We start from the raw sequence: 13,304 nt of genomic DNA on the forward strand, positions 1-13,304 counted from the left end.
ACTTTGTACTCTCCATTTTTTTAGTTTGTGTGATGAAGATGATGGATCTTTTTTCCTTCTGAACTACAGTCCGTCACTTGCCCTTTTAAGACATCCAGCCCGTGATACAGGTTTGGAAGGACAAAATCCAAACTTTCCCGGACGGCTTTGGGACTGCCGGGAAGATTTATGATGAGCGTTCTGCCACGGATCACTGAAACAGCCCGGCTCAGCATGGCTCTCGGAGTGATCGTACCGGAATAGGCACGGATGGCTTCTGCAATCCCCGGTGCATTCCGTTCTGCCACAGCCATCGTAGCTTCCGGCGTCACATCACGAACGGAAAAACCAGTGCCTCCGGTTGTCAGGATCAGATCCACCTTCACACGGTCGGAAAGCCGGATCAAAGCTTCTTCAATCGCTTTCCGGTCATCCGGCACAACACTCCGCTCTACCACCAGATAAGAATCCTTTTCCACCAGTTCCCGGATCAGGGGACCTGCCAGATCCTCTCTCTCTCCTCTGGCACTCCGGTCACTGACGGTCAGAACACCTACCCGGTATCTCCTGGTCTCGCCAATGATCCGGATCTCATCTCCTACATGGATCGTTCCGCCTTTTAAAACTTTGGCAAAAACGCCTTCTCTTGGCATGATGCAGTCACCCACTGCTTCATGGATGGCACAATGGGAATGACATTCTTTTCCGATCTGGGTCATCTCAAGGACGACTCCGTTACAGGAAAAAACCGTTCCCACCGGAAGTTTTTTCAGATCAAAGCCTTCGACCAGAAGATTTTCTCCAAAATCACCGTCTTCGACTTTTGCCCCTCTCTCTTTAAAGGCTTCCACTGCTTCTTTGGAAAGAAGGCTCACCTGCCGGTGCCATTTTCCTGCATGTGCGTCCCCTTTCAGGCCTTCATCTTCGATAAAAACGGCTTCCCCTACATTTTTCTTTCCTGTTCCTTTTTTTTCACTGATGCAGACTGCCCGTATATATCCCATAGCTTATCCTCCTATCCTTGCCATAAATCGTTCTTCTGCCTGATGTTCCGGATCTTTCTCTTGAAAATGGTGGGACTCCGGTTTCTGAAGGACCGCCTGGCGAAGTGCTTCCTCCAGCTTCTCATTTCCTGCCTCTTTGCGAAGGAGCGTTTTTAACTCCACACCTCTCTTATAATAAAGACAAGGTTTCAAAAAACCTTCTGAAGTGAGTCTCAAACGGTTACAGGAACCGCAAAATTTTCCATGGATCGCCTCGATAAAGCCGACACAGCCCTGCGATCCCGGGATCCTTCCGTAGACAGCCGGCCCGTTTCCCCGTTTTTCCTCCGTCTTCTGAAACTCCGGCCAGGCATTCCGGATGACTTCCAGAAGCTCCAGGCGGCTCATTCCCCGAAAGGCTTTTCCTGCACCGATCGGCATCAGTTCAATGAAACGGACATCCACCGGAAGCTCTCTTGTAAGCGCCACAAAATCCAGAATCTCATCCTCATTCAGTCCCCGGATGGGAACACAGTTGATCTTCATGGGAATCCCAAGAGCCGCTCCCTCTTTTACCGCCTCAAAAACCTGCTTCCATATTTCTCTCCCGTCTGTACAAAGGCCGGCAATACCGGAAAAGCGTTCCGGCTTCAAGGTATCCAGACTCACATTGATCCCGTCTATGGACAGACGTTTCAGCTCCGGCAATGCTCTTTGCAGAAGCACACCATTGGTGGTAAGGGTCACAGCTTCTGTTTCCGGCAGTTCTTTGAGCCTCCGTATCAGTTCCAGGCAATCCTGCCGCACCAGTGGTTCGCCGCCGGTGATCTTGAATTTATGGATTCCGATCCGTTCAGCCGCCTGGCAGACACGCAGGACCTCTTCCACATTCAGGTATCTTTCCTGGTCGGCAGCCACTGTTTCCTCTCCTCCCGGCAGACAGTACCTGCAGCGAAGGTTGCAGCGGTCTGTAATGGAAACCCGCAGATAATCAATGGTTCTTCCATATAAATCGATCATAATTTAAAGACTCTCCAGCAGAATTTTGATATGACCACCGCAGATCATGCCGAGAGAAGCCGCTCCTTCATTGGAAAGATCGTACTCCCTGATCTCAAACAGATCTTTTCCGCTGTTTTCCGCAAGAAATGCTTTGGCTTCCCCGATCACCGTATATTCCACCGTGCCTCCGCCTATGGTCCCGTAAATGTTTCCTTTTTCATTAACCAGCATTCTGGCTCCACGTTTTCCCGGAGAAGAACCGGTCTTCTCAATAACGGTTGCCAGGATCAGCGGCCCCTTTTCTTTTTGCAGTCCCTGTTCCAGTTCTTCTGAAAAAAGACTCCGTTCTTTCTGATTTTTTACCTGAATCAGCTCTGCCGCAATGCTGACGGCAATCTCTCCCGGTGTGTTCCCCCCCAGCTTCAGGCCGATCGGGGCATGCACTTCTTCCAGTGCTTCCCTCGAAATCCCGTCTGCAGCCAGCCGTTCAAAGGTCATAGCTACTTTTCCTCTGCTTCCGATCATACCGATATAGGAGTGTTTCACGGAAAGTGCATACCGGAGACAACGTTCATCGTCCTTATGCCCTCTGGTGACAATGATAAAATAAGGGGCGAAACCAAAATCCACTTCTGAAAGCTTCTCATAACTCATGGTCAGAACCCGGTCCGCCTCTGAAAAACGTTCCCTGCCGGAAAATTCCGGTCGGTCATCCACGACCGTCAGTGTCAGGTCCAGAGTTTTCAACACTTTCTCCAGTGCCAGGGAAACATGACCGCCGCCATAGACCACAACCTGCATTCTGCCGGCAAACGTTTCTTCCAGAAAGCTTCCCTTCGCCGGCTTTTCGAATGCATGGCTGCCTTTTGCTGCCCCGTCAAGGATCGTCCAGGAATGTACCGACTCTCCCTTTCTGAGCCGTTTGGAAAGTTCCAGATAATGTTCTCTCCGTGTCAATCAGACCACTCCCTTTCCAAAACCACAGTTCGGGAAGGTACAACGGTCACAGTTCAGGCAGAGACCGCCTTCTCCAAGACCTGCCAGTTCTTCAAAGGTTACCGGATCATCAGCCATCAGCCGTGGAAGTACCAGGTCAAAAACCGTCCTTTTCGCATACATGACGCAGCCCGGAAGCCCCACAATGGGGATCTTTTTTCCGTCTTTCTCATAATAAGCCAGAAGGAGCATGGCTCCCGGCAGCACAGGGGCACCATAAGAGATCACCTCTGCACCCAGACCTGCAATGGCTCCCGGCGTACAGTCATCCGGGTCCACACTCATCCCTCCGGTACAGAGCACCAGTTCTGCTCCCTCCTCAATATAATGAAGGATGGCTTCCTGGATGTGCTCTTTCTGATCATCCACCAGTGTCTGTCCCAGAAATTCTGTAGGATATTCAGCAAGTTTTTCCCTGACCACCGGTCCAAAAGTATCTTTGATACGACCGTAAAAAACCTCATTTCCTGTGGTGACGACAGCCGCTTTTTTCTGATGGAAGGGCAGGATCCGGAAGATCGGGCCACCTTCCGCCGCTTCCTTCGCCCTTTCCATTTTTTCTTTTTCTATGATCAGCGGAATGATCCGGGTACCTGCGATCTTGTCTCCTTTTTTTACCGGAAAATCACCATGACGGCTGGCGATCATCATTTCGCCCAGCACATTGACACGGAAAAGCTTCTTCCGGTCGATTTTCAGAAGACCGTCCCGGTCTGCAAGGACCTCTATTTTACCCTCTTTGATCTCGGAACCTTTCATCCCCTCACTCTTGCAAAGGTCAAAAAGGATCTCCGCCGCTTCATTTTCATGGAGCATGTTCTCATCTTTTTCCCATACATAGAGGTGATCCTTACCCACGGAAAGCAGTACCGGAATATCTTCTTCTGTCACGATATGACCTTTCCGGAAGACCGGTCCCTTGGTCTTGTCTTTTATGATCTGTGTCACGTCATGGCAGAGTACATGTCCCACGGCGTGGATGGTTTCTATTTTTTTCACGACAGCCTCCTGTTATCAAAATTTTGTCCGTTTTACGCGGGAGAATGCTTATTCTTCATTCAGTATATCGTATTTTCCGGAAAGAATCCAGTCTTTTCCCTGCACACAAAAAGGCACTTTTGAAGAATGAGCCTCCAAAAATGCCTCTGTGTGTGTATTGTATTTTCAATACATCTGGCAGCATAAGTCCCCAGTCTGGAATTCCTGTTTCCATCAAACGTAGACACTGCCTTGATCAGCCCGATCGTTCCAATGGAGATCAGATCATCCGTGTCCTCCTCTGCTGTCTGGTATTTTCGCACCACATGTGCCACCAGCCGTAAATTCCGCTCGATCAGGACATCCTTTGCTTTCAGATCTCCATTCCGGTATCGTTCCAGATAAGCTTTCTCTTCCTCCATCGTAAGGGGCTTAGGAAACGTCTTCAAAAAAGCACCTCAAAGGGAGTTTTATTACAGCATATGAAAAATACGTTCCTTTTGTGCTTTTCCAAAAAGGAGTTTTAAGCTTCTTCTTTTCTCCGGAGAATATCGTACTGTTCCATCGGTACTCCAAGGTCAATGAAAAGAACCTGTTTGGGATGCGGAGCACTTTCCTGCTCTTCTCCCTCTTCGTTGACAATACGGAGCACCTTCGCCTCAAGGTTCTCTCCGTTCGGCTTCATCACCTCAATGGTCTCTCCTACAGAAAATTTATTTCGCTGTTCGATACGGTAAAGACCTTCTTCATTGGTGCCGCCTACGATGCCGAGATACGTATATTCTTTCACATAAGTATTGCTGTCGTAGATCTGTGCCTCACTGTCCGGCTTTCCATAGAAAAAGCCTGTGGTAAACTGCCGGTAAGTACAGTTTGAGATCTGATCCAGATACCAGGGCATATTTTTCTCATACAATGCCGGGTCCTTGAGATAATCATCAATGGCTTTCCGGTAAGTCCGGGCCACCGTTGCCACATAAAGTGCCGTCTTCATACGACCTTCGATCTTGAAGCTGTCGATTCCGGCATCGATCAGATCAGGGATATGACCGATCATACAAAGATCCTTGGAATTGAAAATATAGGTGCCCCGCTCGTTTTCGTAAACCGGCAGATATTCCCCCGGTCTTGACTCCTCCATTACCGCATATTTCCAGCGGCAGGGATGGGTACAGGCTCCCTGGTTTGCATCTCTTCCGGTAAAATAGTTGCTCAAAAGACATCTGCCGGAATAAGAAATACACATGGCGCCATGAACAAAAGTCTCAATCTCCAGATCATCCGGAATATTGGCCCGGATCTCCTTGATCTCTTTCATGGAAAGCTCTCGGGCTGAAACGACTCGCTTTGCTCCCAGTTCATGCCAGAACCGGTAGGTAGCATAATTGGTATTATTAGCCTGAGTACTGATATGGATCTCAATCTCCGGACAGATCCGCTTTGCAATGGTGAAAACACCCGGATCAGAAATGATCAGCGCATCCGGTCCAATGGCCTTTAACTCCTGAAAATAAGCTTCCACGCCCGAAAGATCTCCATTATGAGCCAGGATATTGGCAGTCACATAGACTCTTACCTCATGCGCATGGGCAAACTGGATGCCTTCTTTCATATCTTCCATGGAAAAATTTTTCGCCTTGGCACGAAGGCCAAAGGCTTCTCCGCCGATGTATACGGCGTCGGCTCCAAAAATCACCGCAGTCTTTAACACTTCAAGACTGCTGGCTGGAATCAAAAGTTCCGGTACTCTCATTTGTCTTCCTTCCTTACGGAAACCGTGACGCCGTCTCCCAGAGGGATCACACTCGTCAACAGTTTGTCGTTATGTTTCAATTCATAAAGGTATTCCCGCATCCGTTTATAGATGGTCCGGTTTCTCCGTTCCACAGCATAATGCGACTCGATGATGTCTCCGCCCTGAAGAACGTTGTCCGAGATCAGGATACTTCCCGGCTTCATAAGCCGCAGGACATCATTCAGAAAATGAATGTACTGTCCCTTTGCCGCATCCATAAAGATCAGATCATAGGGCTTTTGAAGCTCTTTCAGAATATCTGCCGCATCTCCCTCCAGAAGGGTGATCTGATTTTCCCGTCCTGCTCTACGGAAATTTTCCCGGGCAATGGGAATTCTTTTTTCATATTTTTCAATGGTTGTCACCTGCATATTCTCGGGACCATACTCACAGAACAGAAGGGCCGAAAAGCCCACAGCCGTCCCCACCTCCAGGACACGAAGGGGCCGGTGAATCGCAAGGAGTACCTTCAGAAAACTCTGCATCTCCCTGCGGATCACCGGCACAAGATCCGCCTTCGCTTCTCTCTCGATCTCGTTCAGCAGCGGCGTATTTCCCATATCCAGAGAATTGATGTAGGTGACCATTCTCTCATCTACAATCACTGTTTCTTCCTCTCTTTATTCACTTTCCGTCTCTTCCTGTCTGGAAAGCACTTTTAGCATTTCGTCCGGTGTCTGAGACGTATTGAGAAGATAACTGCCTTTTTTGAGCTGATGCTTTTCTTTTGAAAAAAGCAGCTGCACATAAAAGACCTTCGCATCACGTACCAGACCTTTTTCCTCCAAAAGTTCTGCCAGTTCTTCACCTGTCATGCCGTTATCCAGCGTAACTGCCACATCTTTGCCGGGAGGTCTCGATAACGCTTCCTGGGCCACCACCTGATAACCGAAGGAATACGCTTTTTTTCCATAAGCATACAGAAGGAAAACCAGCGCCGCCAGAGCAAACAGCTTCAGTATGGCAAAAAAGAGCCGGATTCCTGTCTGTTTTTTCATAGGCAGCCTCCTACCATTTGATGATGTCCTGGAAGTCGCCGATATCCAGATCCAGGATTTCCACCAGGCTCAGATTGATCCTCTGCATGATGCAGCAGAGCGCCAGCTCGTTCTGGAGATAATCACTGATGATCTGATTTTTCCGGATCTCATGATATTCCTCTTCTAACCGTGCCATCTCCGCATAAACATCCGCCTCTTCTTTCAGGTTCTGGATCTCATAATTCCGTTTCCGGAAGGCCATAACCTTTTCTCGGAGTTCCGGATATGCTTCCAGCTCTTTTCTGGCTTTCTGAAACCCCTTGTAAGCCTCGCACTCCTGAACCGCTCTTTTCAGATTTTCCGTACACTGTCTGATTTTATCCATTTTTCTCACCTAGACTTCCATAATGATCGGCAGGATCATAGGACTTCTCTTCGTCCGTTTCCAGAGGAAGTCGCTGAGCGCATCTTTGATCACATTTTTGATTTTTCCCCAGTCTGAGACATGCTTATCCATGCAGTCCGTAATGGCATCCTCCACCACATGGCGGGCCTCTTCCATAAGTCCTTCTGATTCACGCACATAAACAAAACCGCGGGATACGATATCCGGTCCGGAAAGGAGCTGGTTGCTGAAGCGCTCCAGCGTCAAAACTACGATCAGGATCCCATCCTCCGCCAGATGCTGTCTGTCCCGGAGAACGATATTTCCCACATCACCTACGCCAAGACCGTCCACAAGAATGGCTCCACAGGGCACATGACCGGATATTTCTGCTTTTTTCTCATCCAGTTCCAGAACATCTCCGGAATGAAGAATGAAAATATTGTCCTTGGGAATTCCAAGGGATGCTGCGATATCTGCCTGGGCTTTCATATGACGAAATTCGCCGTGAACCGGGATCGCATATTTGGGATGCACCAGAGAATAGATCAGCTTGATCTCTTCCTGGCAGGCATGACCGGATACATGTACATCCTGGAAGATCACCTTTGCTCCCATCATGGTCAGCTCATTGATGATCTTGGAAACTGCTTTCTCATTTCCCGGAATCGGATTGGAACTCAGGATCACGGTATCACCTGGTTTCACCTGCACCTTCCGGTGCATATTTGCCGCCATCCGTGACAGGGCTGCCATGGACTCTCCCTGGCTTCCTGTTGTGACCAGTACCATCTGTTCATCCGGATAATTTTTCATCTGCTCAATATCAATGAGCGTATTTTCCGGAATATCCAGATATCCCAGCTCTGCCGCTGTGGTGATCACATTTACCATACTCCGGCCTTCAATGACCACTTTTCTTCCATACTTATACGCAGAATTGATGATCTGCTGCACACGGTCCACATTGGAAGCAAAGGTGGCAATGATGATCCTCGTGTTTTTATGCTCTGCAAAAATATTGTCAAAGGTCTTGCCTACCGTCCGCTCAGACATGGTAAAACCGGGACGCTCTGCATTGGTGCTGTCACACATCAACGCCAGAACGCCTTTCTTTCCAAGCTCTCCAAAACGCTGCAGGTCGATGGCATCACCGAATACCGGTGTATAATCCACCTTGAAATCTCCCGTATGGATAATGATCCCTGCCTGTGAAAAGATTGCCAGTGCGGAAGCATCCGCAATGCTGTGGTTTGTCTTGATAAATTCGATGCGGAAAGCCCCCAGGTTGATAGACTGTCCGTGACGGATCACCTTTCTTTTCACGCTTCTGGTCAGATTGTGTTCCTCCAGCTTGTTGTCGATCAGACCGATGGTAAGCTTGGTGCCATACACCGGCGCATTCAGCTGTTTGAGGATATAGGGAAGTGCTCCGATATGATCCTCATGACCATGGGTGATCACAAAGCCTTTTACCTTATCCACATTGTTTTTCAGATACGTGATATCCGGAATCACCAGGTCGATTCCCAGCATATCATCCTCAGGAAACGCCAGGCCGCAGTCCACCACAATAATACTGTCTTCATATTCGAAGGCAGTGATATTCATGCCGATCTGCTCCAGGCCGCCCAGAGGAATGATCTTCAGTTTTGAATTGTTCTCTTGCTTCAAAAAGTCATACCTCCTCCGTCACATGGTAATATCTACGTCATCTAACATCTCCTGGAAAACATTTGACACTGCCGCCAGTTCGCTGTCATCCTCTACGATCTCATAAACAGCCTCTTCTTCTCCATCACCGGACAGATCCTTCAGGATCCAGCATTCCGCATCATCCTCCTCGGAATCTGTCACCAGGATATAGTCCACGCCGGCAATGCGTGTCTGTTCCAGTACAAAAAATTCTGCCGCTTCTTCTCCATCGGCAAATGCAAACTTAATTTTTTCCATTTTTCATGCCCTCACTGTCCAGATAGCCCTGCAGAATGTAAACTGCAGCCAGCTTATCCACGTATTCTTTTCTGTTTTCCCGGCGCACTCCGCTCTCCATCAGCGTACGGTTGGCCTCCACAGTGGTCAGGCGCTCATCCCACATCACTACGGGAATTCCCGTGCGGCGCTCCAGGGTCTCTTTAAAAGCCAGGGACTTCTCCGCCCGGTCTCCTATGGTATTGTTCATATTCTTGGGGAAGCCTAAAACAAAGGTCTCCACACCGTATTCTTTTGCCAGTTCCTCGATCCTTGCCAGCGTCTGGCGAAGCTTGTTCTCTGAAGTTCTCCGGATGATCTCAACTCCCTGTGCTGTCACGCCAAGCGGATCACTCACACTGACGCCTACCGTCTTGGAGCCAAAATCCAAACCCATTACTCTCATATGCTCTGTTCCTTTTCTTCCGGTCACTGCTGTGCATTATTTTTGATATAATCCTTGAGAAGTTCCTCTACCAGTTCGTCCCGTTCCACTTTCATGATCATGCTGCGGGCGCCATTATGGCTGGTGATATAAGTCGGATCTCCGGACATAATATAACCCACGATCTGATTGACCGGATTGTAGCCTTTCTCTCTCATGGCATTGTAAACCGTGTCCAGAACCTCTTTCACACGAAGCTCCGGTTCCACATTTACCTTAAAAAACTGTGTCTGATTGATATCATTCATTTTCTCACGTCCTCGTCTGTCTTATCAACTGTATGCAGTTTTTTCCGTTCCGTCCGGAAAAAGCTGCTTTGGATTTATTGTAATATATATCCGCCCGAAAGTAAAGCGGACATTCGCGATCCTCTTATCTGACTTCTGCGGTCAGAAGTTCCCCTGCTCTCTGGCCGGATACTTTTACGGTACGGAGCTGATTGCTCAGATCTTCCGCAGCGGGAACCGCGATCTTCACATATTCCTTCGTATGTCCGACAAACCATTCTTTTCCATCCAGCGTCACTTTTTCTTCAAAAAGGACCTCCTGCTCCGTCCCGGTAAGAACTGCCTCATAGAGTTTCCGGTGTTCTTTATCCAGTTTCAGCAGGATATCGCTGCGTTTTGCCTTGATTTCTTCCGGGATCTGATGTTCCATGGCATCTGCTTTCGTCCCTTTTCGTCTGGAATATTTGAAAATATGTGTCTCATAGAAAGCGATCTTTTTGAGAAAAGCCTCTGTCTCGGCAAATTCTTCTTCTGTTTCGCCCGGGAAGCCTACAATAACATCTGTCGTCAGAGCCGGGTGATCGAATTTTTCTCTTAAAAGCACACATTTTTCATAATATTCCTCCGCTGTATAACGGCGGTTCATCCGTTTCAGAGTTGCATCGCAGCCGCTCTGCAGGGAAAGATGAAAATGAGGACAGAATTTCTCCTGGTCTTTCAGGGCATTTACAAATTCTTCCGTAATGATACGGGGTTCCAGGGAACCCAGGCGTACCCGGCGGATCCCCGGTACTTCCATGGTCTTCAGGATCAGTTTCAAGAGATTTTCTCCGTTATCGATCCCGTAGGAGCTTAAATGGATGCCGGTCAGGACCACTTCCTGAAAGCCGCTCTCTGCCAGACGCTTCACCTCAGAAAGCACGTCAGAAAGGTCTCTGCTCCGCACACGGCCTCTGGCATAGGGGATGATGCAATAACTGCAGAACTGGTTACAGCCATCCTGTACTTTGATATAGGCTCTTGTATGCTCTGTCGTATGAGTGATCTGAAGTTCTTCGTATTCTTTTTCGTGGGAAAGGTCTTTTAAATACTTCTGAGTCTCATGAACACTGGCGGCAAATGCTTCTTCGCTCATGGAAGCCAATGTCTCTTCCGGAGTTTCTGACTCGTTCTGCGTGTTTTCGCAGGAACAGTGTTCCTTACACGCACCTTCTTCACAGGAAGAAGCCGTTTTCATTCCTTTTTTGAAATTTTCCAGTATCTTTACCAGATCTCTTTTCTGGTTGTTTCCGATAATAATGTCAATGGCGTCATCCGCAGCCGCCTCTTCTGCTGCTGCCTGGACATAACAGCCGGCAGCTACCACAACGGCGTCGGGATTCATCTTTTTGGCACGGTGAAGCATCTGCCGGGATTTCCGGTCTGCCATATTTGTCACCGTACAGGTGTTGATCACATAGACATCTGCCCCGGGAGCAAACGGCACGATTTCATATCCGGCCTGTTCCAGCAGCTCCTGCATGGCTTCAGTCTCATAAGAATTTACCTTACAGCCCAGATTGTGAAGGGCCGCTTTTTTTCTCTCAGACATCTCTGATCCTTTCTCTTTATAAAAACATATTTTTGTGTAACAGTTCAGAACATCAGCAAAATGAAAAATCAGACTATGCAAACTCGTTTGCAATAGGATGAATTTTCATTTTGGAATGGGCGGAACGCCCATTAGCCTCAGACAGAAGCTGCGAATGCAGCGATAGCGCATGCAATGCGCGTGTCTGTGGCCTGTTGGGCTGAACGTCCTGAATAGTTACTCTATGGAAAACTGCTGCAAACTTTGTATTGTTTTCTTCTTGACATTTATCTGCCATCTCGGTAATATTAAACTAGAACGTAACGTTTCGGTCCCAAGAAAGACTGCCTCGTTACACCGGTACAGTGAAACCTAAATAACTGACACTTTGACTGGTCTGATCTTTCATCAGCTGCGTTATCGTCAATGTATCCGAAACTTAATTTTCGCTGGACTGGAATCATATTAAAATTAGCAGGGAGGTTTTTCCAATGAAAACAGTACAGATTTCTTTAAATTCCATCGATAAGGTAAAATCATTCGTAAATGACATTACCAAATTTGACTATGATTTCGATCTGATCTCCGGCAGATATGTCATCGATGCAAAATCCATCATGGGTATCTTCAGCCTTGATCTTTCCAAACCCATCGACCTGAACATCCATGCTGACGCTGGACTGGATGAGATCCTTGAGATCCTGAAGCCCTACATCATCAGCAAATAATCTTGCCGGATACAATGGCCGCCCGCATATGCGAGCGGCCTTCTTTTTTTGCAGAACAGCTGTGTCTGCGGACATTCTTACTCGATCCAGATCGTTTCTACGGTATCGATCGCCGTCTTCATCAGCTCATCGATTTTTTCATTCAGATGCTGTTCGCTTCTCTTGATGATCTTGATATTCGGTTTTGTCACCGGATGCTTTGCCACAAAGATCGTACAGCAGTCTTCATAAGGAAGAATAGAAGTTTCAAAAGCTCCGATTTTTTCAGAAATATCTACAATTTCCTGTTTATCAAAAGCAATGACCGGACGGAATACCGGCAGTGTGCAGACCTCATTGGTTGCTGCAAGGCTCTGCATGGTCTGGCTTGCCACCTGACCGATACTCTCACCGGTGATCAGGCCAAGGCACTTCGTCTCTTTGGCAAAATGCTCTGCGATCCGCATCATATAACGACGCATAATGATCGTCAGCTCGTCATGCGGGCACTGCTCATAAATGTAAAGCTGAATATCGGTAAAATTCACCACATGAAGATTGATCGGTCCTGTATATCTGGAAATGATCTTTGCCAGATCCACAACCTTCTGTTTGGCTCTCTCACTGGTATATGGCGGTGCATGGAAATAGACCGCATCAATCAGGACTCCTCGTTTTGCTACCATATAGCCTGCCACCGGGCTGTCAATTCCGCCGGAAAGAAGCAGCATGGCTTTGCCGTTGGCTCCCACAGGCATACCGCCCGGACCCGGAATGATCTTCGAATAAACGTAGATCTCGTCACGGATCTCCACATTCACCACGATCTCCGGATCGTGTACATCCACTTTTGTCTCCGGGAAGGCTTTCAGGAGCTTCTCGCCCAGTGCCGCATTGACTTCCATGGAGAGCATGGGATAGTCTTTTCTTGCTCTTCTCGCATTGACCTTAAAGGTATAGTTTCCTTCCGGATGTGTCTTGCCCATGAACGCCACCACGTCTTCTGCCAGAGTCTCAAAGCCTTTGTCCTCCAGCCGTACCATCGGGCAGATGCCCACGATACCAAAGACGTGCTGCAGAGCATCCACGGTCTCCTCGTAATCATAATCACCGGAACAGTCCACAAAGATCCTTGCCTGATCCTTGTAAACTTCAAATTCCCCGTCGATCCGTTTCAGTGCGTAGCGGATCTGACGCACCAGGGCATTCTCAAAGAGATAACGGTTTTTTCCCTTGATACCGATTTCTCCATATTTGATCAAAAAAGATTTATACATGCAGTTTCT

Annotated in this window: 15 protein-coding genes and 1 pseudogene; 1 reads left to right on the forward strand and 15 read right to left on the reverse strand. The window is 48.1% G+C overall.

The genetic code is table 11. The annotated features are described in order from the left end of the window. Nucleotides 1-20: 20 nt before the first annotated feature. From DXA57_RS05245 to mtaB, 14 genes and pseudogenes are all read right to left on the reverse strand, one after another. Complete coding sequence (locus DXA57_RS05245; RefSeq protein WP_117765322.1) at nucleotides 21-983, reverse strand: MOSC domain-containing protein; 963 nt, start codon at nucleotides 981-983, stop codon at nucleotides 21-23. A 3-nt stretch (nucleotides 984-986) separates the two neighbouring features. Beyond that, complete coding sequence (gene moaA / locus DXA57_RS05250; RefSeq protein ID WP_117765324.1) at nucleotides 987-1,982, reverse strand: GTP 3',8-cyclase MoaA; 996 nt, start codon at nucleotides 1,980-1,982, stop codon at nucleotides 987-989. Between the two features lie 3 nt (nucleotides 1,983-1,985). Further along, nucleotides 1,986-2,921 (reverse strand): XdhC family protein, encoded by a 936-nt coding sequence (locus tag DXA57_RS05255; RefSeq protein WP_117765326.1) that lies wholly within the window; start codon nucleotides 2,919-2,921, stop codon nucleotides 1,986-1,988. Beyond that, entirely contained in the window at nucleotides 2,922-3,959 is a 1,038-nt protein-coding gene (locus DXA57_RS05260) for a molybdopterin-binding protein (RefSeq protein WP_117765328.1), read from the reverse strand. 155 nt (nucleotides 3,960-4,114) lie between these two features. Further along, nucleotides 4,115-4,387, reverse strand: a pseudogene (locus DXA57_RS05265) (sigma-70 family RNA polymerase sigma factor); the annotation flags it as partial. Nucleotides 4,388-4,461: 74 nt separating this feature from the next. Continuing rightward, entirely contained in the window at nucleotides 4,462-5,691 is a 1,230-nt protein-coding gene (locus tag DXA57_RS05270) for a peptidase U32 family protein (RefSeq protein ID WP_117765332.1), read from the reverse strand. Beyond that, complete coding sequence (locus tag DXA57_RS05275; RefSeq protein WP_117765334.1) at nucleotides 5,688-6,338, reverse strand: O-methyltransferase; 651 nt, start codon at nucleotides 6,336-6,338, stop codon at nucleotides 5,688-5,690. The genes DXA57_RS05270 and DXA57_RS05275 overlap by 4 nt, the downstream gene beginning before the upstream one ends. A gap of 15 nt (nucleotides 6,339-6,353) precedes the next feature. Continuing rightward, a complete protein-coding gene (locus DXA57_RS05280; RefSeq protein WP_117765336.1) occupies nucleotides 6,354-6,731 on the reverse strand; it encodes an endolytic transglycosylase MltG in 378 nt (125 codons plus the stop codon). A 10-nt stretch (nucleotides 6,732-6,741) separates the two neighbouring features. Further along, nucleotides 6,742-7,098 carry a YlbF family regulator gene (locus DXA57_RS05285; RefSeq protein WP_147345658.1) on the reverse strand — a complete coding sequence of 119 codons (357 nt, stop codon included), beginning with the start codon at nucleotides 7,096-7,098 and terminating at the stop codon, nucleotides 6,742-6,744. Between the two features lie 9 nt (nucleotides 7,099-7,107). Further along, entirely contained in the window at nucleotides 7,108-8,772 is a 1,665-nt protein-coding gene (locus tag DXA57_RS05290) for a ribonuclease J (protein WP_117765340.1), read from the reverse strand. 18 nt (nucleotides 8,773-8,790) lie between these two features. Then, nucleotides 8,791-9,051, reverse strand: coding sequence for a DUF1292 domain-containing protein (locus DXA57_RS05295; protein ID WP_117765342.1), 261 nt, complete (start codon nucleotides 9,049-9,051; stop codon nucleotides 8,791-8,793). Further along, nucleotides 9,038-9,475: a Holliday junction resolvase RuvX gene (gene ruvX, locus DXA57_RS05300; protein WP_117765483.1), complete on the reverse strand. Its 438-nt coding sequence runs from the start codon at nucleotides 9,473-9,475 to the stop codon at nucleotides 9,038-9,040. Before ruvX ends, DXA57_RS05295 begins: the two co-directional genes overlap by 14 nt. Before the next feature lie 23 nt (nucleotides 9,476-9,498). After that, nucleotides 9,499-9,762 (reverse strand): IreB family regulatory phosphoprotein, encoded by a 264-nt coding sequence (locus DXA57_RS05305; protein WP_117765344.1) that lies wholly within the window; start codon nucleotides 9,760-9,762, stop codon nucleotides 9,499-9,501. 124 nt (nucleotides 9,763-9,886) lie between these two features. Beyond that, nucleotides 9,887-11,332 (reverse strand): tRNA (N(6)-L-threonylcarbamoyladenosine(37)-C(2))-methylthiotransferase MtaB, encoded by a 1,446-nt coding sequence (gene mtaB / locus DXA57_RS05310; RefSeq protein WP_117765346.1) that lies wholly within the window; start codon nucleotides 11,330-11,332, stop codon nucleotides 9,887-9,889. 470 nt (nucleotides 11,333-11,802) lie between these two features. Between mtaB and DXA57_RS05315 the strand changes: the two genes are divergently transcribed. After that, complete coding sequence (locus DXA57_RS05315) at nucleotides 11,803-12,039, forward strand: HPr family phosphocarrier protein (protein ID WP_117765348.1); 237 nt, start codon at nucleotides 11,803-11,805, stop codon at nucleotides 12,037-12,039. Between the two features lie 77 nt (nucleotides 12,040-12,116). Here the strand turns inward: DXA57_RS05315 and thiI are convergent, their stop codons facing one another. Beyond that, the gene (thiI, locus tag DXA57_RS05320; protein ID WP_117765350.1) at nucleotides 12,117-13,295 is read right to left on the reverse strand and encodes a tRNA uracil 4-sulfurtransferase ThiI; all 1,179 of its coding nucleotides are present in this window, start codon (nucleotides 13,293-13,295) and stop codon (nucleotides 12,117-12,119) included. Nucleotides 13,296-13,304 lie beyond the last annotated feature (9 nt).

It is taken from the genome of Blautia sp. OF03-15BH, from assembly GCF_003463065.1.
Taxonomy (GTDB): domain Bacteria; phylum Bacillota; class Clostridia; order Lachnospirales; family Lachnospiraceae; genus Limivivens.